Consider the following 20912-nt stretch of genomic DNA (forward strand, 5'->3'; position numbering starts at 1 on the left):
CTTCAAGCGCTGCCTCAATAGCTACGAAACCTGGGCGGAGAGTTTTTTCAGCTTTTCGGCGCTGGATATCGAGCAGGTATTCAAGGTCGGTGACGAGGTTGAGCTTGTAGCGCCGATCAACCGCTCGCTGTTTCCCAGCAGCACCACCGCGCAGTGCAAAGCTGACGGAACGTTGACCCTGGTGCATATGTTCCAGAGTTCGCGGTTTGTGCCTATCGGCAATACGCCTGTGATGCTGCAATGCATCGACCCGAGCGGCGGCCCGCTGGGTGAGCCGATCCATAAAACCATCGGGCCCAGCGGCATTCTGGAAATCACCGAGTGTGATCGCAACCAGAAGTACCGGGTCAGCTTCTACCCCAATGCAAGCTGACGCTTCACCACCCCTCTTTCAACATCCGCAACTCCAAATGCTGCACCAGCATGATGGTCTTGCCATCCACAATTTCTCCGCTTTGCACCATCGCCACTACCTGCTCAAAGCCCAGTTCAAGCACCTCGATGTCCTCGCCCTCTGACTCCAGGCCGCCGCCGTTGCCCACGCGGTCCCCCGCTTGGTATTCGCCGATAAAGAAGTGGATCCGCTCAGTCACCGAGCCTGGGCTCATGAACGCCGCATAGATTTTCTCTACGTGCCCTACGCGATAGCCGGTTTCTTCCTCGGCCTCCAGGCGAATGCGCTCCTCGGGGCTGGCATTGTCCAGCAACCCGGCCGCTGCTTCGATCAGGTAGCCGGGGTAGTCGTTGACGAAGGTGGGCATGCGGAACTGGCGAATCAGCAACACCGTGCGCTGCTCACGGTTGTACAGCAGGATGGTCGCGCCGTTGCCGCGGTCGTACACCTCACGGGTCTGGGCTTGCCAACTGCCGTCGCGGCGGCGCAGGTCGAAGCTGTATTTTTTCAGCAGATACCAGTTGTCCGAGAGGGTTTGCTCGGCGGTGATGCGAACGGGGCTGTTGTCCATGGTCGGTCGTGTGCTCAAAGGAATGATCGGGTTCACGCTTGTTTGATGCGCGGCCACTGCGCTGCGACCTCTTGCGCGTTGCGTGCCTTGATTCGTGCCAGATTGCGCGGGTAATCCACACCGGGGTTTTCGGTGAAGCGCGTTGCGGTAAATTGGCCGTTGCTGGCGCGCAGGATGTAGCCCGTGTCCTCGCACTGCGAACTGGCGAGGAACATCACTCCCGGCGTCACCCACTCCGGCTTGAGTTCGTCCGGTTCGTCGGTCACGCCCCACATGCGCGTCTTGGCCACTGGCGAAATGGCATTGACCCGGACTCCGGCCTGCGCGCCCTCATGGCTCAGCGCGTTCATGATCCCCAGTTGCGCCATCTTGCCGGCGCTATAGGCCACCAGCCCGGTTTGCTCGTACTGCGCGTACAGGGCCCGGTCGGAGGTGGTGAGGATGATGCGCGGCGCGGCTGAGCGCAGCAGGTGCGGCCAGGCGTGCTTGCACAGCCACAGCGGCGCGTACAGGTTGATGTCCATGGCGCGCTGCAGGAACGCGGCATCAAGGTCTTCAATGTTCTGGTAGCCGACCCAACCGGCATTGTGAATCAGGATATCGAGCTGCCCGAACGCCTCGATGGCATACGCGATCAGTTGCCGGCAGCCTTCATCCGTGGACAGGTCACCGCTGTGCCCGAGCACTGCCAGTCCATCGGCCTGCAACGCCTTGGCCGCCGTCTCAACCACCGAGGCGTCATTGCCGGCCCCGGCGCTGTCGGCGCCGATATCGCTGATCACCACTCGGGCGCCCGCCACGGCCAGTGCCCGTGCATAGCTGAGCCCCAAGCCACGCGCACCACCGGTGACAATCGCGGTTTTACCTGTGAAATCCATGTGCTTGCTCTCCTGTCTGGCTGCCCACCCTAACAACCGGAGCACGGGTTGTTCAATGCTGTAACACTTTGCAAGCAATCGCCGTGGGTGGCCGTCGAATTAATTCCTGTCTGCGCGGGCCATCTGGTAAAACCCCTGCTTCACCTTTGACCTGGAACCTTCATGCCTTCACGTTTTCTGTCTCGCCTGAGCCTGCGCTGGTTTCCCATGTTGTGCATGGCGCTCCTGATCGTCGGCCTGCCGGTGGGTTGCGCCGTACTGCAGCACAAAGAGCGCGAGCTGGTGTTCCGTATCGAGCCCGGCACCGCCAGCTGGTACAGCGGCTTGCCCAAAGCCGTGCAGGAATTCGAACTCAAGCCGGCCAGTTTCAAATCGGGGCAGAACATTCATGGTTGGTGGTACCCGGCAGACAAAAAGGACGCGCCGGCGATTCTCTACCTGCATGGCGTGCGCTGGAACCTCACCGGGCAGCTGTTTCGCATCGAGCAATTGCACGCGCTGGGCTACTCGGTGCTGGCCATCGACTACCGTGGTTTCGGCCAAAGCCACGGCGATCTGCCGTCGGAAACCACCGTGTACGAAGACGCGCGTATTGCCTGGGAACGCTTTCAGATCCTGCAACCCGACCCGAGCAAGCGCCTGATCTATGGGCACTCGCTCGGTGGCGCGGTGGCCATTGACCTGGCGGCCGAGCTGGGCAAGCAGACACCGCTGCCGGTGCGCGGGCTGGTGATCGAGTCCACCTTCACGTCCCTGGCGGATGTGGCCACGGCGGTGGCCAATACTTCGTTGCCGGTGCGTTGGTTGCTGTCACAGAAATTCGATTCCATCGACAAGATTGCCGACGTGCATATGCCGTTACTGGTGGTTCACGGGCTTGCCGACCAGTACGTGCCACCGCGTTTCAGCCAGCAGCTGTTCGAAGCCGCACGGGAGCCCAAACGGTTACTGCTGGTGCCCGGCGCGACCCATAACAACAGCATGAGCCTGGCAGGTCGCAATTATGGCCAGGCGCTGGACAACCTGATGCGAGTACAGATGCCGGCACGGGTTGTGACGCACTCCACAGGCCGCAACGGCGACTCATAAATTGCTTTTCGGCACTGGGTTCGCGCTTGCCTGTCAAGCGCAAACCCTGCCCATGCTGGCCCTCGCCGCCGATTGATCAAATATTAACCTTGGCTCAAATCGCCATACCCGCCGGGGTCCTGCAAAGTTATCCACAGAGATACCCACGGTTTCCGTGGACAACTCTTTTTATTTTTTTACGATTTTTTTCTCAGTAAAGGTTTTCGGGAAATGTACCGGGCAACAAAATTTCGCGATTTACATCGCGTATATCGTTATAGCCACACAGCGCCATCGACACGTCCAACTCTCTGGCGATGATCTCGAGCGCCTTGGTCACTCCGGGTTCACCCATTGCACCCAGACCATACAAATGCGGCCGGCCGATCATGGTGCCTTTTGCCCCTAGTGCCATTGCCTTGAGCACGTCCTGGCCGGAACGAATGCCGCCGTCCAGCCACACTTCAATGCGTTCGCCCACCGCCTGCACAATCGCCGGCAACTGGCTAATGCTAGACGGTGCACCATCCAGCTGACGACCGCCGTGGTTACTCACCACCAATGCATCGGCACCGGCATTCGCCGCCAGGCGTGCGTCCTCCACATCGAGGATGCCCTTGATGATCAGCTTGCCGCCCCAGCACTTTTTGATCCACTCCACATCGTCCCAGCTCAGGCGCGGATCGAACTGCTGGGCGGTCCATGACGACAGCGAACTCATGTCTGCCACGCCCTTCACATGCCCGACGATGTTGCCGAAGCCATGGCGTTTGGTGCCGAGCATGCCCATCACCCAGCGCGGCTTGGTGGCCATGTTGAGAATATTCGGCAGGGTCAGCCGCGGCGGCGCTGACAGGCCGTTGATCAGGTCCTTGTGCCGCTGCCCAAGAATCTGCAGGTCCAGGGTCAACACCAGGGCATCCACGCCGGCAGCCTTGGCGCGCTCGATCAATTGCTCGATGAAGGTGCGGTCGCGCATCACATACAGCTGGAACCAGAACGGTTGGCCGACGTGTTCAGCGATGTCTTCCAGGGAGCAGATGCTCATGGTCGACAAGGTATAGCGCAGGCCGAATTTTGCTGCGGCACGCGCAGTGAGAATCTCGCCATCCGCATGCTGCATACCCGCCAGGCCGGTGGGAGCCAGGGCGACGGGCATGGCCATGTCTTGGCCGATCATGCTCGCGCGAATCGAGCGCTCGTCGATATTGCGCGCCACCCGCTGGCGGAATTTGATGTGCGCGAAATCGCTTTCGTTGGCGCGGTAAGTGCTCTCAGTCCAGGAGCCGGAATCGGCGTAATCGTAGAACATCCGTGGGACACGTTTTTGCGCCAGCTTGCGTAAATCTTCGATGGTTGTAATCAACGACATCTAGGTCACCTCTCCCTGAACTGAGCACAGAGAGTAACCGCCCATCGGCTGCGCAACCAGCCATTGCGTTTACATCAACGGAAGGCTAACCTCGCACAAACCCGCAAATAAACGCACAAACATGCATACCACTCATCACGCTATCGACCTGCCTTCGCTGCGCAAACAGAAGATTTTGCTGCTGCTGGAACGCGATGGCAAAGTCACTGCCGCAGAACTGGTGGAACACTTTGCGGTGTCCCAGGACACCATCCGCCGCGACCTCGGCGAACTTGCCGCAGCCGGACTTTTACAGCGCGTGCACGGCGGTGCCCTGCCCCGGCCCAAGGACACCGGCAAAGACTTTTTCACCCGCGTCGGCGAAACCAGTGACGCCAAGCGCCGCCTTGCGCAACTGGCGGCCGAGCGAGTGGAGGATGGCCAGATTGTGCTGTTCGATTCCGGCTCCACCACGCTGCAGATTGCCCAGTCACTGTCGCGCTCGATCCGCCTCACGGTGGTCACGCCCTCCCCAATGATTGCCATCGCCCTGGCCGATCACCCCGACGTCAAAGTGATCCTCGCCGGCGGCCAGCTCAACCCCGCGACACTCTCCACCAGCGGCCACGACGCCGTGCGCCTGATCCAGAGCATCAAGGCCGACCTGTTGTTCACCGGCGTGTGCGCATTGCATCCGCAGGTAGGCATGAGCTCGCTGCATTTTGATGAGGTGGCGGTCAAGCAAGCCTTGCTCGACAGCGCGTCCCACGTGGTAGCAGTAACCATGGCGGACAAGCTTGGCGCGGTGGAGCCGTTTGTGGTGGCGCCGTGCAACCGCATTCACACACTGATCACCGAGTGGCATGCACCCAGCGTCGAAGCCTATGAACGACTAGGGCTGGAAGTCCTACAGGTAGAGGTGGAGTAAGCGCAACTCGGGCCTTTGTGGCGAGGTGGCAAGGTGGCGAGCGGGCTTGCCCGCGTTGGGGTGCGTAGCGCCCCCCTCTGCCACCGCAGCACACCGAGCTAAACCGCGATGGCCAGTTTTGGGGCCGCTTCGCAGCCCAACGCGGGCAAGCCCGCTCGCCACATTTAAGGCAGATTGCCGATTCATGAAGGCGCCTATAGCGACAGCACCTTCGCCGCATCGCGCATGAAAATCTCAATGGTCTTGGGCCCTATGCCGTCGAATTCCGCCAGGCGTTTTTCGAACGCCTGACGGTCTTCGCTGGCACCGCGCATCTGAGTGATCTTGCCGCCGTACTCAGCGTTGAGCTTGGCGCTGAGGTCGAGCAGGCGTTGTGCAGTGGACTCGTCGTAGCGCACGTAATGCGCGCGCCCGAGCATCGAAACCAACTCGTGGGACGTGCAATGCTGCAGCTTGCGCGGCGTGTCACGGCCCTGCTCCTCGACGATCACCTTGTACGCCTGCGCCGCAATGGGCGCCTGGATGCGCTTGCCCATCAGGAAACTGGCGACCAGCCACTTGAACAAGCCAGCGTCATCCTCAGGCGTAAGGTCAATGCCCAATTCAGACGCTGAAATCGCCCTGGCCATGTTCAGTGGCCCAGCTTGCGCTCGGCCTTGGCGGCCTGTTCGTTGATGGCGTCGGTCTGGCGCTCGGTGTCCTTGATCGACGTGGGAGTGAGCACTTTGTCGACGGTTTCAGTGTTGGGATTCGGGCGCTCCAGAGTCTCACCCTTGGCGGCTTTGTCGGTGCCTTTTTGCGCCTGTTCGGAGCTGATGGGGTCTGGGGTTTTGTCGGCCGGTTTGTGGTCGGTCATGGTGCATTCTCCTGGCAGTTGAAGGCCTGCAAAAAATGCAGACGCCTGTTCAGCAGAGGCCGCCAACTATTGATAGTTCAAGGAAATTGCCACGCCGCACCGCTGGAGAAAAAAGCGCAAATTAATTTAAACCTTTGCCACCCCAACTCGCTCCACTCCTCATATCGATTTGCCCTATCAGTTCTTCAATCCACCCATCGGGAGACACTCAATCATGAGTTCGAAACTCAACGGCAAACGCATCCTGATCATCACTTCCAACACCGGCATCGAGCGCGATGAACTGGTCAAACCGCTGGAAGCGTTGCGTGCCCATGGCGCCCAGGTGACTCATGGCTCCAGCACAGGCGGCACGACGCAGACCTTTGTCGGCGACACTGAAAAGGACATAACCGTAGAATCCGACATTCAACTGTCGGACGTCGTGAGCAGCGATTTCGATGCCCTGGTCATCCCCGGCGGCACCGTCAACGCCGACACCCTGCGCCAGGACGCGGCGGCGCTGCGGCTGATTAATGACTTCGTCAAGGCCGGTAAAACCGTGGCTGCCATCTGCCACGGGCCTTGGGCGCTGATCGATGCGGGCGTGATCCAGGGCAAGACCCTGACCTCCTACAAAAGCGTGCGCATCGACCTGGAAAACGCCGGTGCCGCCGGCTGGGTCGATGCGCAAGTCAAGGAATGCAAGGCCAATGGCTGGACGCTGATCACCTCGCGTACACCAGACGATCTGCCGGCCTTCAATGACGCGATTGCCAACGCCGTTGCGGGTTGATGAAACGGCCTTAACGCAAGCAGGCGCCCATGGGCGCCTGCTTTTTTATGAATGCTTCTTAGGTTTTACGCTGGTCCGGCATCTCCCGTTTTGGCCCGAACATGGCCCACGCGATCAGCCCGAACAACGGCACGAAAATCAGGATCACCAGCCACAACCCCTTGGACTCCCAGCCACCGGTGCTGCGCAATACGGTATTGATCGCCCACAATTCCAACAGCAGCAGAATCACCGCCAATGCGATCCAGATATAGTTTATTTCCATGGTTCACCTCCTGAGGTCTATGCGTTAGGTCAAGCATCTGGCCCGAGGGTTCCATCCGATTTGCAGCACACTCTGCACCACGTTCTAAACTCAAGCGTTGTCACCCCTCTTGCATTGCCCAGTGGAGGTTCAGGATGACCGAGCACGTTATCCATTTTCATTGCCCGATCGACCAGGGCAGCACCGAGCGCTTTCGCGATTGCTGCCTGGATGCGATCGGCGAAGGCGCCAGTTCGTTGCTGCTGAACCTGTCGACCACCGGCGGCAGCACCAACCTGGGCTTTACCCTCTACACCTTCCTCAAGTCGCTGCCGGTGCCGTTGTGCGCGATCAACGCGGGCAATATCGAATCCATGGGCATCATCATGTTCCTCGCCGCCCACCGACGCATTACCACGCCGCATTCACGCTATCTGATCCACCCGATGAACTGGTATTTCAACCAAAGCTCGGTGGACCACCAGCGCCTGCGCGAATACCTGTCGAGCCTGGACAACGACCTGGCGCGCTACGTGAACATCTATGAACAGGAAACCCGGCAGGCGGACACTCAACTGGACATTTTCAAGTGCCTGTCGGCCGAAGAAAAGGTCATCGCCGCCCATGACTCCCTGGCCTACGGGATTGCCCATGAGGTCAGGCAGGTAGTGTTCGCCGAAGACATCAAGCATTGGAAGGTCAGCGGCGGCTAGGGGCGGCGTAATGCAACCCGCGAATCGCCCGACCATGCAAGCTGCACGACAGCCATAGCTGCGAATACCGTCCAACTCATTGATAAATAGAAAATTTATTCATTCGTTCAACTTGGTACAACTGATGCAATACCTACCGGACGAGGCGTGCATTTCGACCCGCCCGAGTGCTATCCGTGAGGTTTCACCATGAATGCCATCGACCTTCTCAAGGCTGACCACGAACGCGTCAAGGCGCTGCTGACCCAACTGAGCGAGTCCACCGAGCGCGGCGTCAAGAAACGCACTGAACTGCTGGCCAAACTCGAGATGGAAATCAGCCTGCACACCAAGCTCGAAGAAGAGATTCTTTACCCGGCCTTCCGCAAAGCCGGGGGCAAGGAGCAGGACATCATGTACCACGAAGCCAAGGAAGAGCACCGCACTGTCGACGCTCTGGTGCTGCCCGACCTCAAGCAGACCGAGCCTTCCACCACCGAGTTTTCCGGGCGCGTAAAAGTGGTCAAGGAACTCCTTGAACACCATATCGAAGAGGAAGAAACCGAGATGTTTCCTCAGGCCAGAAAGCTGTTGGGCAAGGCCGTTCTCGAAGAGCTGGGCGCTGAAATGGAAGCCATGAAAGCCGCGCATAAAAAATCCCTGAGCGCCAAGCCGCTCGCGGCGTAACGGCCACTCGTCGCATGCCGACGAAGTTTTTCAAACTTTGCTTTCGATTGTGGATTCCCAATTAGGCGACACCATTGATTCACTCACTCATTGATGAGGGTTTTGAAAATGGCTACCAGCGGAAAAACCACCCCAGGCGCAGGCGGTAAAGCCAAGCCTGACATGCAGAAGAAAAGCGGCGGTCAAGGCTCCGGCGGCAACGTTGCCAATGACCGTGCAAAGGCTTCCGAAGCCGGTAAAAAAGGCGGGGCGCACAGCTCCGGCGGCGGCGGCAAGAAGTCTTGATTGAAGCAACACTGGAGCCCGGATTTTCCGGGTTCCAGCTTTGTTCACTGCAAGGGGATTGCGTCATGAAGACCAGAATTTCCCACAGGATTGTACTTATCGTCGGCCTCTCGGCCCTGCTCTGCGGCCCCGCCCTGGCCGCGTTTGGCGACAACACAGCACCCACGGCGAATGCCTTGAGTGGCGACAACGCTGCCGGTTCCGCCCTGCCACCAGGCACCTACCCGACAAGCCCTGCCGACAGCGACAAAAAAACCCAGGACACCGACAAGCAGCCGCCTAAACCCGCCAAGCCTGTCGACAGCGACACCCACAAAGACAGCCAGTCAACACCCCGCTCAGGCAGTTGAGGATTAATCGCCAACCGATGGTGCGCACCGTTTCAGCCCATGGCCCAAACGGTCACGCCCCCAGGCGGTGCAGGCGACTTTGCTCAGACCTTGAAGCGTGCCACGGTCTGATGCAACGCCCCGGCCATTCCCGCCAAGTCATGCCCGGCCGTCTCGGTGTGGATCGCGCCCTGCAACACCTGCTGCGACAAGGTACGAATCCCCACCAGGTTGCGGTCAACTTCCCGCGCGACCAATGCCTGCTCTTCAGTGGCGCTGGCGATCATCAAATTGCGCTCGTTGATCTGCGAGATCGACCGGGTAATTTCCTCCAGCGCTTCACCGGAGCGCCGTGCCACGCTCAAGGTGGTCTGCACCCGCTCACTGCTGCTGTGCATGGCGGCCACCGCCTGCTCGGTGTCCTGGCGGATATTGCCGATCATTTGCTCGATCTCTTGGGTCGACACCTGGGTGCGATGGGCCAGCGCGCGCACCTCATCCGCAACCACGGCGAACCCGCGGCCGGCCTCCCCGGCGCGCGCGGCTTCGATAGCGGCGTTAAGGGCCAGCAGGTTGGTCTGGTCGGCGATGCTGCGGATCACTTCGAGCACCCCACTGATGTCGTGCACGCGACCGGCGAGCTGCTGGATACGCTCCGAGGTTTCCACCACGCCGTTGGCCAGGGTGTTGATCGAGGTCACGGTTTCCTGCACTTGGTCGCGCCCGCGCTGGGCGGTCTGCTCCGACAGGCGCGAGGCTTCGCTGGTGCTCACGGCATTGCGCGCCACTTCGTCCACGGCGGCGGTCATTTCATTCACCGCCGTGGCCGCCTGTTCGATCTCCTGGCCCTGCAGCTGCAAGCTGCTGCTGGTCTGGCTACTGACCGCGCTTAATTGCTCCGACGAGCTGGCCACGCCGTCCACCGACGCGGCGATTTGTCGGACCATCTGGTTAAGGCTTTGCTGCATCTGGTGCAGGTTGCGCATCACGCTGCCGTCGGCACTGTTGCCCAGCGGCACCTCGATGGACAGGTCACCCTGGGCGATATGGCTCAACACCCGCGCCACCTCGTCCGGCTCACCACCGAGCGGGCGCGTGACGCTGCGCGTAACGAGCACTGCGGCGGTCACTACCAGCGCCAGGCATAACCCGAACAAGCCGAGCATGGTGCGCCGGGCCTCGTCGTAAAGGGTTTGCGCCGCCTGCTGGCGTTCGGCGAATAGCCGCCCTTGCATGGCCATCAACGCATCCAGGCTCTTGAACACTTCAAGCTCGGCCGGCATCACCTGCTGTTTGAGTTGCGCCAGGCCTTGCTCGCGGGCGCCCTGCCTGATCAGCCCCTGCACTTGGGTGAAAGCTGCTACGTAGGCTTCGCGATGGGTTTTCAAGGTGGCATAGGCCGCCTTGCCTTCGGCGGTATCGAGCAACGGCTCGAGGGTGGCGAAAGCCTGGGTGATGCGCTCGCGCGTGGTGCCGATGGACGCCTGGGCCTGCTGGTTATCCTGGTCGATCAGCAGGTCGCGGGTGTTGCGGCCGTTATCGCGCACGCCCGTGGCGATCACCATGATCGGTGCAATTTTCGGCCAGTCCTGTTGCACGATCTGTTCGGATTGCTGCTTGAGGGTCGCCAGGTCATGCAGGGCGTAAAACACCAGGCCGACCAGCGCCAACGGCGCGATGGCAAAGCCGATGACAATGCGTTGTGCGGTGGTCAGTTGCTTCATTCTGAAATTCCTTGATGAATACCTGCCCACCATGGGCAGCATCGATAAAAACCAACACAGGCAATTGGCTGCAGGCGGGGGCTTCACGCTCACCCTGCACAGGTGCGGAACAGGCGCCTGCACGCAGCTCGCTTCTTCTGGTAGCAAGGCGTGTGCCGAAACGGCAAGCAGGGGGTGGGATGCTGGCGAGGGTGATCAGGCGCGGCTCGTCCTTGAGCCGCTGTGGTGTTTTCAGGGCACCGGCAACCAGCCGCCAAATTCCCCCTGGGCACTCAACGCACACCAGGCGAAGTCCCCTTGAGGCGCCGGCAAGGCCGGATGCTCGGCGGCGCTCAATGCAGGCCCTTTCCAGTCGAACACGGTCGCGCCTTGCCAGGCCAGGACCACGCCCTGGGCCGGGCTGTCATCCGTGTTGACCCAACGCGCAGCGGCTGCCGCCATGAAGGCGTCAATCGGCTCGTCGTCGATCTGCGTGGCGTAGACCGAGCCAAGCAGCCAGCGGCAAATGTTCAGGTGGTAGGTCCAGTCCTGCGGTGGCCGGTTGCGATAGGCCCAGGTCATGAAACTGCGAAACAGGTTCAGGCCCTCGGGCGGGTCGAGCTTGAGCAGCGCCGGGCAGATATCGAACACGCTGTGCCAATACGGCAACAGCCGTGCATCCAGGCGCACAAAACAGCGCGCATTACTTGGGTAGTCAGGCCGCGCAGGTTCTGCGCGCAGGCGACGGGACGCCTTGCTCACCAGGCGGCTCGCGCCTGCAGGCAATGGGTGGTTCATCAAACGCACTCTCAGTCGTGACGATAGAACGCCCCCTGGTCACAGGAGGCCCAAGGCACACGTCAGAAAGCGGGCGAAGCGCGGGGGTTGGCCGAGGGCCAGGAATAACGCGGCGGCGCCTTGTTGCGCCGCTCATGGGCCGGGCGTGGCGTTTGCCCAAGGCTCAGCAGCCAGGCAAGACCGATCAGGAACACCAAAGCGACGGTGACGGCGCTGCACACTGGGCAGGCAAAGTAGTTCGAGATGTTGCTGGAAGACGAGCTGCCCAACCCTTTGTCGGAAACTGGCGCCTGCTGGCCGTCCACCGAACAGAACGCACCGCCGATGCCGTTGAGCTGCTGGCCCATCATCTGACCATGGCCCAAACCGCACACGAACAGGTTCATCAGCACGCAGAAGTACAGGGTCCAGACGATCAGCGAACGGTCGGAGGGGCTCGATTTCATGGCGGCGACTCTACCACCAGAGCTGCACCAGGATGAAGCGCGACGCGCACCTGTGGCAGAACGTCGCAGATTACGCACACTCCCCAGGGTTGGTAGACTTGGCGCCCTGCTCGTTTCTTCTTTTCAATGCCTGCTTTTCACAGCCTGACGTGTAGACCCACAGCAATGCAGGCGTTTCACAGGATGCACAGTTGATGAGTACGTTATTCACCCGCCGCAAGGTCCTGACCGGCATGAGCCTGTTGGGTCTGGGCCTGCTGGCCGGTTGTGACAACAGCCCGAAATTGAACTTCAAGTACGGCAAGGACTTGAGCGACAAGATCATGGGCCGCACCTTCAAGCTCAAGAACACCGAGGGCGAGACCGTCACCCTCAGTTCCTACCGTGGCCTGATGCCGGTGGTGTTCTTCGGCTTCACCCAGTGCCCGGCCGTGTGCCCGACCACCCTGGCGCGCGCCGCCCAGGCCAAGAAGCTGATGGGCCGCGACGGCGAGATCATGCAGGTGATATTCATCACCCTCGACCCGGAACGCGACACGCCCGAGATTCTCGACAAGTACGTCAAGGCCTTCGACCCCAGCTTCGAAGCGCTGTACGGCACCCCGGAAGAAATCGCCGTGGCCGCCAAGGAATTCGGGATCTTTTATGAAAAGATCCCCGCCGGCGACACCTACACCCTGTCCCACACCGCCACCAGTTTTGTCTTCGACACCCGTGGCAACCTGCGCCTGGGTTTGCAGGCATCCCTTAACGCTAAAGAGTGCGCAGAAGACCTGCTCACCGTCATGGAGGTCTGCTGATGACTGCCGTTCAACACCTCAAACGCACCCTAATCGGCCTCGGCCTGCTGGGCCTTGCTGCCCACGCCAGTGCCCAGGTGCAAGTGACCGACGCATGGGTACGTGCCTCGGTGCCGGGCCAGCCGTCCAGCGGCGCCTTCATGACCCTCACCGCCGACAGCGACAGCAAACTGCTGAGCGTGGCCTCGCCGGTCGCCAAGGACGTGCAGATCCATGAAATGAGCATGAAAGACGACGTGATGCGCATGGGCCCGGTGGACTCGGTGGCCCTGCCCGCCGGCAAAGCCGTCAAGCTCGACCCGAACGGCTATCACGTGATGCTCATGGGCCTGACCGGCCAGATCAAGGAAGGCGACCAGGTGCCGCTGACGCTGACCGTAGAAAACGCCAAGGGCGAGAAACAAGCGATTGAAGTCAAGGCCGCCGCGCGTGGCCTGGATGGCGTAGACCACAGCCACATGCACTAACCGGCGGCCTTACCTGGCTGGCGCTCAGGTGTCAGGCAAGCTTCTTGTGGCCAGCAAGTTTCTGTGGCAAGCGGGCTTGTGTGGCCAAGCGGGCTTGTATGGCCGAACGGGCTTGTGTGGCGAGCGGGCTTGCCCGCGTTGGGCTGCGAAGCAGCCCCAAACCGCATTAGCCCGCGAACTGCAAAAGGCCGACCACAACCAATAGCCCCTAACGTACTTCACAATCAACGCTATCGGCTCTTGATGCAGCGCCATCTACCAATACAGGCGACAAACTCAAGCTGGGCAGCGACTGAAACGACTCAGTCCACAATAAACAGCTTTGCGCCGCCACGCGTCGAAGACCGATGCCCTTCCATGTCATCTCCCACCTGGTAACTCATCCCGGCCGTCAGGGTGAAGTGGCGGCCGTCCTCCAGCTCAGTGTGCAACTCGCCTTCCAGACACAGCAGCACATGCCCACGCCAGCACCAATGATCGGCCAGGTAGCCCGGGGTGTATTCAACCATGCGCACCCGGGTGGTGCCGAAGTGGCAGGTACGCCATAGGGCGCTGCCGGTAATGCCGGGGTACACCACCGGCTCGAGGGTGGACCAGTCGGTGGTAACAAAGGGGACAGCGGTGAGATCCATGGGCGGCTCGTAGGTGAAGGATTCCCCCGACATTAACCACCACATCCCGCCTTGCGATAGATACAGATCTCCCGCTTTTGCGAGATACAGACTCAACAGTAAACAGCCGTGGGCGCTGTCGAGCTTTAGCGAGGCTGCGAAAGCGGCGGGTCAGGCAATGAAAATGCCAGCTGTGCCGGCCCCATCGCAGCCTCGCTCCAGCTCGACAGCTCCCACAGGGGTTTAACTTAGGCCCGGGGATAGCGTGCGCTGTCAAAACAACCGGGGTCTTGGTCCATGTACTTTTTCATCCGCCGCCACAACGTCGTGGTGCTGATCTGCAAACGCCGGGCCGCCTCTTCGCGGTTGCCGCGCACGCTGGCGAGCGCGTCATGCAGCAGCGCCAGTTCACTCTGCAGCGGCGCGCCCTCTGCAACCGGCGCCGGGCTGCAAAGATCTTCCAGCACATCCTCCAGCCACGGCTCGTCAAAGCCCCGGTCCTGGCTCATCACCGCCAGGCGTTCGACGATATTGCCCAACTGCCGGATATTGCCCGGCCAGGCATACCCACTCAGGCGCAGCAGCAGCGCCTCACCCGGCTCGGGCGTAGCCATGGGCAGGCTGCGCAGCAGGTGGCGCACCAGTTCGGGGATGTCGGCACGGCGTTCGCGCAGGGCCGGCAGGTGCAGTTTGAGCACACAGATACGGTAGTAGAAGTCTTCACGAAACCGCCCCTGGGCCACCTGGTGTTCGAGGTTTTTGTTGCTGGCGGTGATGATGCGAATATCAATAGGCGTGACCTTGTCATCGCCGATGCGCACCACCTTGCGCTCCTGCAGGGTGCGCAGCAGCTTGACCTGGATATCGGTGGAGGTTTCGTTGATTTCGTCGAGGAAGATCGTGCCGGTGTGCGCGAGTTCGAACACCCCGGCCTTGCCCTCGTTGAGCGCGCCGGTGAAGGCGCCTTTGACGTAGCCGAACAGCTCGCTCTCCAGCACACCCGGCGCAAAGGCCGCGCAGTTGATCGCCACAAACGGGCCGTGCTTGCGGCGCGAGGCGTTGTGGATGCTCTGGGCGAACAGCTCCTTGCCGGTGCCGGTTTCACCTTCGATCATCACCGTGCTGTCCACCGCTGCGTAGGTCAGGGCCAGACGCTTGGCCTTGGCCAGCGCCGGGCTGCTGCCGATGATGTGCTCGAAGGTTTTTTCCGCCAGGTGCTGACGCGCCAGCTGGCGGCGCATCTTGCGCTCGATGGCGGTGATTTCGGTCTGGTTTTGCAGGGTAGCCACAGCGCCGATCACCTGGTCGTCCAGGGTGATCGGCGCGATGCTCAACGTCAGCGACAGGCGCCCCAGGGTGATCAGCGCACCGCGCACCGGGCGGCCGCTGCCGAGCACCTGGCTGAAATAGTCCTGGGCCAGCAGGCCGTCAATGCTATCGCCGATGTGCACGCTACCCAGGTACGCCGTCGCCACGCTGTTCATATTGGTGACAGTGCGCTGGCTGTCGACACTGAAAATGCCCTCAGACACGCAATTGAGGATCGACTGGATCATCTCGTAGCGGGTCTGCAATTCAACGCGCTTGAGCCGACGTTCCTCCTCGATTTGCAACAAGTGCAGCGCCTCATCGACGGCCTCATCGGCCGCATCCGGGTCCGCCTCGGACATGATGTAGCGCATGCCCCGCGCGATTACCGCGTCGCGCAGCGACAGGCCGCCGATTGCCACCTCGATGCCCTCGGCCTGCAAGCGATCCAACTGCACTTGGGTAGCCTGGTTGCTGCCCAGCGGGTCGATCAGGCAGATCGATACCTGCGGCATGAACGGCCGGGCTTTCTCAAGGATGGTCGCGTAGCCCTCGGAGGTGGCGAGGAAGGCCACGTTGGCCGATACCTGCTGCGCCTTGTGATAGGCATTGATGCAGTCGAAAAACGTGTGCTTGACCTCAACGATGGGCACGCGCAACTGCTCGCGCAATACGCTGGCGGTGCGGCCACGGCTGATGATCACGCTGACGCCGCTGTCGATCAGTTGCTGCGCCTTGAGCGTGGCGTCGTGCTGCGCCGCTTCGATGACCACCAGGGCCAACCCGCGCTGTTTGAGGATGCCGTGCATCACAGCAGTCAGGGTGCTGGAGGGGGAAATAACGGCAATGGTGCCTTGCATGGCGAGCTCTCGAAAGCACGAACAGGGATTTCAGACTATTTCAAGCTGAAATTTTTTGAAAGGACGCGGTATTCACCATCAGTCCGTTATCAAACCTATCCATTTGTTTTAAATGACTATTTTTATCTGGCACAGGCCTTGCTCTTCCTTCATCAATAACAAAGACAATGAAGGAAACACTGGATGGATATCGTCTTCATCGGGTTTGGCGAAGCCGCCTACCACCTCAGCCAGGGCTTGCGCACCAGCGGCGACCTGCGGATCGGCGCCTTCGACGCCAACGTCAGCCCGGTGGTCCGCCAACGCGCCGAGCAACTGCACGTCACCCTCTTCGACTCCCTGAAAAACGCCTGCCTCAACGCCCGCTTTGTGGTATGCCTGACCAGTGCCAGCAGCGCCTTGGGCATTGCGCAACAGGCCCTGCCGTGGCTGGTATCGGGGCAAACCTACGTCGACATGAACTCCGCCGCGCCCAGCGTCAAACAGGCCATCGACCAACTGCCCCGTGCGGCCGGCGTAGGCTTTTGCGACGCTGCGGTGATGGGCACCGTGCCTGGCAATAACCACCGCGTACCGATGCTGCTGGCCGGCAGTGGTGCCGCGGTATTTGCCCACGCGTTCGTGCCGTTGGGCATGCAACTGAGCGTGCTCGACGCCGAGGCTGGCGCCGCCTCCGCGATCAAGATGCTCAAGAGCGTAGTGATGAAAGGCCTGCCGCAATTGCTGCTGGAAGCCTTCCAGGCCGGGGAAAAATTCGGCGTGCTGGACACCTTGGTGGCGTCTCTGGGCGACTCGCTGAACGGCAAGACCGTCGAGCAACTGGCCAACACCTTCACCGCGCGCACGCTGATCCACGCCAAGCGCCGCAGCGCCGAAATGGACGACGCCGTGGCCACCCTCGAAGCCGCCGGCGTTGACGCCAGCATGTCCCGCGCCACCCAGGGCCAGCTCGACAAACTCGCCGCCACCGACTGGGCCAGCCTGCTCGGCCCCGGCGGCAGCGACCTGGACTACCGCAGCGCCATCGCCCACCTGACTGCCCACAAGTGAGACCCGCCATGAACACTGAACACTACTTCCCCCTGCCCGACCTGATCCCCGACGACCTGCTGGCGCGTTTTCGCAAACTCAGCCCGGCGCAACTGTGCGACGGCATGCAAAGCCTGGGCATCCCGCGCAACGGCTGCATGGACGCCGACCTGATGCCGCTGGACGAAAGCAAGGTAATGCTCGGCACCGCCTACACCGTCGACACCGAGGACGGCGACAACTTCCCGATCCACGTCGCCGTGTACCAGGGCCAGCCCGGCTACGTGCTGGTAGTGGCCGGCAAGGCCTACCCCGGCCGCGCCTATATCGGCGACTTGATGGCAGGCGCCGCCCAGGCCGTGGGTTTGAGCGGCATGGTCATCGACGGCTGCGTGCGCGACAAAGTGCCGTTGGCGCAACTGGACATCCCGATCTACGCCAAGGGTTTCATGCAACGCAGCCCCGGCAAGCAAGGCCCCGGCAAAATCAACGCCAGCGTGACCTGCGCCGGTGTCGAGGTGGCGCCGGGTGACCTGGTGTTCGGCGACTACGACGGCGTCACCGTGGTGCCGCGCGCGCGCCTGCTGGAAGTGCTGGAAGCCTCGGAGAAAAAAAGCGCCTACGAAAACCAGCGCCGCGAGGTGATCGACGCTTACACTCGCGCCCGAGACAGCGGCCAGCCGTTGCCGGCACTGGCCCCGGCGTGGGTCACCGAACTGCTGGAAGGCCAGTAACGTTCACGGCTGTACCCGGGGCGCACGGCGCCCCAACCTGCTGCGCTCACTATAAAAATAAAATTGTGGAGACGTTCAGATGCTGACAGTTCTGGGCTATGTGTTGATCACGTCATTTCTGTTGCTGGTCATCAAGCAAAAACTTTCCCCGTTCACCGGGCTGATCGTGGTGTCGCTGGCCGTGGGGGTGCTGGTGTGCCTACTCAATGGCGTGCCGATGGGCACCATCATGACCTGGGTGCGCGAGGGTCTGTTCTACTCGCAGAACGAGGCCGGCAAGGTCTCCCTCGGCACGGTCAACCCCACGGTGATGATCCTGTTCGCCGTGCTGTATTTCAGCCTGATGATGAACGTCGGGCTGTTCGATCCGCTGTGCACCTACTTGATCCGCAAGGCCAACGGCGACCCGCTGAAAATCATCCTGGTCACCGCCTTCACCTCTGCCGTGGTGACCCTGGACGGCGACGGCACCACCACCATCCTGATCATCACCACCGCCTTCCTGCCGCTGTACAAACAGATGGGCATGAAGCTCTCCAACCTCGCCATGCTGATCATCCTGCCGTGCGGTCTGGGCAACTGCCTGCCCTGGGGCGGGCCACTGGCGCGGGCGGCGGCGGTGTTGAACCTGGAGGTCAATACGCTGTTTGTGGCGATCTTGCCGATTCTCGGCGTGTCGTTCCTGTACGTGTTTTTCATGGCCTACTTGATGGGCATTAAAGAGCGCAAACGCCTGGGCTTTGTGAAGGGTGCAAACGGCATCGTCACGCCCGCGCAGATCCTGCAGATGGTCAATGTGATCAAAGACCATGACAAGGAACTCAAGCGCCCGCGCCTGTTCCTGTTCAACCTGGCCCTGACCCTGGGCATGCTGGTGATCCTCATCGCCGGCTGGGCCAGCGGCGCGGTGGTGTTCATGCTCGGCACCGCGATTGCGTTGACGGTCAACTACAGCGCCGTGGAACAACGCGAACGCATCACCGCCAACGGTGGTGATGCCGTAGCCGTGGCCTCAATCATCCTCGCCGCCGGTTGCTTCCTGGGCATCTTCAACGGCAGCGGCATGGCCGGCGCCGTGGCCGAACACATGGCCAGCCTGATCCCGGATTCCATGGGCAGCCACACCGCGCTGATCTTCGCCTTCCTCGGCGCCCTCGCCTGCTACGCCCTGCCGGTGGACGCCTACTACTTCGGCATCCTGCCCGTGGTGGCGCCGATCGCCTACAAGTTCGGCATCAGCCCAACCGAGATCGGCGTAGCGTCGTTCATGGGCCAAGCGCTGCGCTACGCCAGCCCGACGGTGGCGTGGTTGTTCCTGCTGATGAACCGCACGGAGATGACGTTTGGGGAATATCAGAAGGAGTTTTTCAAGTGGTCGATCCCGATGTTTTTCATCTTTTTGATTACCGCGATTGTGACGGGGGAGTTGCCGGTGGGTTGATCAAACCGCCCTGTTTATCTTGATAACTCAGGGTTCGAAGGTGTTTTTGCACGTGCCGTTACAAGTCTGTCTGGCAGCTTTCCGATGTCTGGATACAGTTCAGAAAAGACCTTTGGATATGGCACTTATGAAACGCAAGGCTCGAATCCTGATTCTATGCAAGACCTACCCTTCCCCGAGTGCCAAACATGCTGAAACCTCCTGCGTCGCAGGCATGGATGAATGGGGCAATCTCATACGGCTTTACCCCGTTCCGTTTCGCCTGGTCACCGAGGCTCAACAATTTTCCAAGTGGCAATGGATCGAGGCCACCATTGAGAAAAACTCAGCTGATCACCGGCCAGAGAGCCACAAGATCGGCGTAGATAGCATCTTGCCAGGAAGGAAAGTGCCGGCTCGGGATAATTGGCACGAGCGACGAGGCTGGCTGGATAAGCTGACTGTTTATGAGAGCTTTGAAGCGCTTGATAAAGCCAGGATCGACAGCAACGTGACGCTAGGCTTGATCAAGCCGCTACGAATAACCGCGTTACGCATCCAGAAATCCGCCTCAGAAAAATGGACACCTGAAGAGATCGAGAAACTCGAATCCATGCAACGCCAGCCAAGCCTTTTTGCAGATCAGGAACGTGCAAGTATCAAACGCCTGGAAAAGGTGCCCTTCGACTTTCACTACCTCTATGAGTGCCTGGTGGACGGCGAAGTTAAGTCCCACATCCACAAGATCGTGGATTGGGAAGCCTGCCAACTGTATAGGAATGTGCACCACAAGCACGGCACGCCGGGATGGGAGGCGCCATTTCGCCACAAGCTGGAAAGCGAGTTACCAGAGAGGGACTTAATGCTATTGATGGGCAACATTCATCGTTTTCCAGGGCAGTGGCTGATTGTCAGTCTGATCTACCCACCTAAGCGACAGACTGAAGACCACCAACAAATCGCGCTGTTTTGAGCGGCAAGTGCTGGGTCTCCAGCGAACGGTCGACTTCCTCGGCAGCTTCAGCGATCAAACTGCGATGGCAAAAACTGGCATCTGCTTCGTAACAAACCATGCAGACTCGCTGCTCTACCGCGCTGGACACCAGCTCACTCAAGACACTGGCTTGAGTACGAATATAAACGCGGAACTCACGGGCGTACGCCGCCCAGTTGCCATCTTCCTTGTACTGCTTGCGTATCGGCTTAGGGCAACCCAGCGGACGGCTATGCTCATAGGCAATCCCTTCAGCGGCCAGACATTGGGCAAAAGCATTTTTGGAGAAACCCTTTTTACGCGACAGAGGGTATTCACGCACATCGAGCACCTTATCGATTCCGGCCTGCTTGAGCCGTGCGATAAATGCGTCGATAGACAACCCTTCGTAGCCTGCGGTGTAGAGGTTCATGCGGAGTCTCCTGGTGCCTCCCGGCGCGATCAAAACTTAAAAAAAGCGCCGGGACTATAACATCGGCGGTTATTCACCTGGCTTCGTGGGTGACGGGCGGAGCGGATAGATGGGTTTCGTCATTGGAATACACGCCAACTCCAACACCGACGGTGAACTCAGGCAGCACAAACTAAGCGGACTAACGCCCGAGGAAACACTGAGATCGAACTCGGTCAGAATGTGGGAGGGGGCTTGTCCCCGATAGCGGTGTGCCAGCGAACAAAGATGTT

The 20912-nt window shown here is 60.5% G+C and carries 24 protein-coding genes and 2 pseudogenes; 14 read left to right on the plus strand and 12 right to left on the minus strand.

Annotated features, from left to right (window positions below):
• Positions 1-370, plus strand: a pseudogene (locus GIW02_RS08140) (hypothetical protein); the annotation flags it as partial.
• Positions 371-377: 7 nt separating this feature from the next.
• On the opposite strand, the gene GIW02_RS08145 reads toward GIW02_RS08140, so the two are convergent.
• Positions 378-965 carry an NUDIX domain-containing protein gene (locus GIW02_RS08145; protein ID WP_236419439.1) on the minus strand — a complete coding sequence of 196 codons (588 nt, stop codon included), beginning with the start codon at positions 963-965 and terminating at the stop codon, positions 378-380.
• Positions 966-997: 32 nt separating this feature from the next.
• Positions 998-1843, minus strand: a complete 846-nt coding sequence (locus tag GIW02_RS08150) for an SDR family oxidoreductase (RefSeq protein WP_236419437.1) — start codon at positions 1841-1843, stop codon at positions 998-1000.
• Between the two features lie 162 nt (positions 1844-2005).
• Here GIW02_RS08150 and GIW02_RS08155 point away from each other — a divergent pair, with 162 nt between their 5' ends.
• Complete coding sequence (locus GIW02_RS08155) at positions 2006-2932, plus strand: alpha/beta hydrolase (RefSeq protein WP_236419435.1); 927 nt, start codon at positions 2006-2008, stop codon at positions 2930-2932.
• 190 nt (positions 2933-3122) lie between these two features.
• Here the strand turns inward: GIW02_RS08155 and GIW02_RS08160 are convergent, their stop codons facing one another.
• Entirely contained in the window at positions 3123-4283 is a 1161-nt protein-coding gene (locus tag GIW02_RS08160) for an alpha-hydroxy acid oxidase (protein WP_236419434.1), read from the minus strand.
• A gap of 121 nt (positions 4284-4404) precedes the next feature.
• Here GIW02_RS08160 and GIW02_RS08165 point away from each other — a divergent pair, with 121 nt between their 5' ends.
• Positions 4405-5190, plus strand: a complete 786-nt coding sequence (locus tag GIW02_RS08165) for a DeoR/GlpR family DNA-binding transcription regulator (RefSeq protein WP_236419432.1) — start codon at positions 4405-4407, stop codon at positions 5188-5190.
• A gap of 194 nt (positions 5191-5384) precedes the next feature.
• Here GIW02_RS08165 and GIW02_RS08170 read toward each other — a convergent pair whose 3' ends face one another.
• On the minus strand, positions 5385-5819 hold the full coding sequence (locus tag GIW02_RS08170; RefSeq protein ID WP_236413297.1) for a DNA methylase: 435 nt from the start codon (positions 5817-5819) through the stop codon (positions 5385-5387).
• A 2-nt stretch (positions 5820-5821) separates the two neighbouring features.
• Positions 5822-6046, minus strand: coding sequence for a hypothetical protein (locus GIW02_RS08175; RefSeq protein WP_236413295.1), 225 nt, complete (start codon positions 6044-6046; stop codon positions 5822-5824).
• 214 nt (positions 6047-6260) lie between these two features.
• Here GIW02_RS08175 and GIW02_RS08180 point away from each other — a divergent pair, with 214 nt between their 5' ends.
• On the plus strand, positions 6261-6821 hold the full coding sequence (locus tag GIW02_RS08180) for a type 1 glutamine amidotransferase domain-containing protein (RefSeq protein WP_236413293.1): 561 nt from the start codon (positions 6261-6263) through the stop codon (positions 6819-6821).
• Between the two features lie 58 nt (positions 6822-6879).
• Here the strand turns inward: GIW02_RS08180 and GIW02_RS08185 are convergent, their stop codons facing one another.
• The gene (locus tag GIW02_RS08185) at positions 6880-7086 is read right to left on the minus strand and encodes a PLD nuclease N-terminal domain-containing protein (protein WP_236413291.1); all 207 of its coding nucleotides are present in this window, start codon (positions 7084-7086) and stop codon (positions 6880-6882) included.
• A 134-nt stretch (positions 7087-7220) separates the two neighbouring features.
• On the opposite strand from GIW02_RS08185, the gene GIW02_RS08190 reads away from it, so the two are divergent.
• From GIW02_RS08190 to GIW02_RS08205, 4 genes and pseudogenes are all read left to right on the plus strand, one after another.
• Complete coding sequence (locus GIW02_RS08190; RefSeq protein ID WP_236413289.1) at positions 7221-7778, plus strand: ATP-dependent Clp protease proteolytic subunit; 558 nt, start codon at positions 7221-7223, stop codon at positions 7776-7778.
• Positions 7779-7967: 189 nt separating this feature from the next.
• The gene (locus GIW02_RS08195) at positions 7968-8444 is read left to right on the plus strand and encodes a hemerythrin domain-containing protein (RefSeq protein WP_236413287.1); all 477 of its coding nucleotides are present in this window, start codon (positions 7968-7970) and stop codon (positions 8442-8444) included.
• A gap of 171 nt (positions 8445-8615) precedes the next feature.
• Positions 8616-8729 (plus strand): annotated as a pseudogene (locus GIW02_RS08200) (KGG domain-containing protein); the annotation flags it as partial.
• Between the two features lie 65 nt (positions 8730-8794).
• Complete coding sequence (locus GIW02_RS08205; RefSeq protein WP_236413285.1) at positions 8795-9079, plus strand: hypothetical protein; 285 nt, start codon at positions 8795-8797, stop codon at positions 9077-9079.
• Between the two features lie 83 nt (positions 9080-9162).
• On the opposite strand, the gene GIW02_RS08210 is transcribed toward GIW02_RS08205, so the two are convergent.
• From GIW02_RS08210 to GIW02_RS08220, 3 genes are all read right to left on the minus strand, one after another.
• A complete protein-coding gene (locus tag GIW02_RS08210; RefSeq protein ID WP_236413283.1) occupies positions 9163-10782 on the minus strand; it encodes a methyl-accepting chemotaxis protein in 1620 nt (539 codons plus the stop codon).
• A gap of 231 nt (positions 10783-11013) precedes the next feature.
• Positions 11014-11559, minus strand: a complete 546-nt coding sequence (locus GIW02_RS08215) for a putative natural product biosynthesis protein (RefSeq protein ID WP_236413281.1) — start codon at positions 11557-11559, stop codon at positions 11014-11016.
• A 62-nt stretch (positions 11560-11621) separates the two neighbouring features.
• On the minus strand, positions 11622-12005 hold the full coding sequence (locus GIW02_RS08220) for a DUF2946 domain-containing protein (protein ID WP_236421823.1): 384 nt from the start codon (positions 12003-12005) through the stop codon (positions 11622-11624).
• Between the two features lie 194 nt (positions 12006-12199).
• On the opposite strand from GIW02_RS08220, the gene GIW02_RS08225 reads away from it, so the two are divergent.
• Positions 12200-12805, plus strand: a complete 606-nt coding sequence (locus GIW02_RS08225) for an SCO family protein (protein ID WP_236413277.1) — start codon at positions 12200-12202, stop codon at positions 12803-12805.
• A complete protein-coding gene (locus GIW02_RS08230; protein ID WP_236413275.1) occupies positions 12805-13272 on the plus strand; it encodes a copper chaperone PCu(A)C in 468 nt (155 codons plus the stop codon). The genes GIW02_RS08225 and GIW02_RS08230 overlap by 1 nt, the downstream gene beginning before the upstream one ends.
• 302 nt (positions 13273-13574) lie before the next feature.
• Here the strand turns inward: GIW02_RS08230 and GIW02_RS08235 are convergent, their stop codons facing one another.
• Both GIW02_RS08235 and GIW02_RS08240 read right to left on the minus strand, forming a co-directional pair.
• Entirely contained in the window at positions 13575-13904 is a 330-nt protein-coding gene (locus tag GIW02_RS08235; protein WP_236413273.1) for a DHCW motif cupin fold protein, read from the minus strand.
• A 227-nt stretch (positions 13905-14131) separates the two neighbouring features.
• The gene (locus tag GIW02_RS08240; protein ID WP_236413271.1) at positions 14132-16051 is read right to left on the minus strand and encodes a sigma 54-interacting transcriptional regulator; all 1920 of its coding nucleotides are present in this window, start codon (positions 16049-16051) and stop codon (positions 14132-14134) included.
• A gap of 183 nt (positions 16052-16234) precedes the next feature.
• Here GIW02_RS08240 and GIW02_RS08245 point away from each other — a divergent pair, with 183 nt between their 5' ends.
• From GIW02_RS08245 to GIW02_RS08260, 4 genes are all read left to right on the plus strand, one after another.
• Entirely contained in the window at positions 16235-17101 is an 867-nt protein-coding gene (locus tag GIW02_RS08245; RefSeq protein WP_236413261.1) for a DUF1932 domain-containing protein, read from the plus strand.
• An 8-nt stretch (positions 17102-17109) separates the two neighbouring features.
• Positions 17110-17814 (plus strand): RraA family protein, encoded by a 705-nt coding sequence (locus GIW02_RS08250; RefSeq protein ID WP_236413259.1) that lies wholly within the window; start codon positions 17110-17112, stop codon positions 17812-17814.
• Between the two features lie 79 nt (positions 17815-17893).
• Positions 17894-19255, plus strand: a complete 1362-nt coding sequence (locus GIW02_RS08255; RefSeq protein WP_236413257.1) for a citrate:proton symporter — start codon at positions 17894-17896, stop codon at positions 19253-19255.
• 127 nt (positions 19256-19382) lie between these two features.
• Positions 19383-20207, plus strand: a complete 825-nt coding sequence (locus tag GIW02_RS08260; protein ID WP_236413255.1) for a hypothetical protein — start codon at positions 19383-19385, stop codon at positions 20205-20207.
• Here GIW02_RS08260 and GIW02_RS08265 read toward each other — a convergent pair.
• Complete coding sequence (locus GIW02_RS08265; protein WP_236413253.1) at positions 20164-20640, minus strand: DUF488 domain-containing protein; 477 nt, start codon at positions 20638-20640, stop codon at positions 20164-20166. The two genes, GIW02_RS08260 and GIW02_RS08265, sit on opposite strands and share 44 nt — an antisense overlap.
• Positions 20641-20912 lie beyond the last annotated feature (272 nt).

This window comes from Pseudomonas syringae, assembly GCF_021606685.1.
Classification (GTDB): domain Bacteria; phylum Pseudomonadota; class Gammaproteobacteria; order Pseudomonadales; family Pseudomonadaceae; genus Aquipseudomonas; species Aquipseudomonas syringae_R.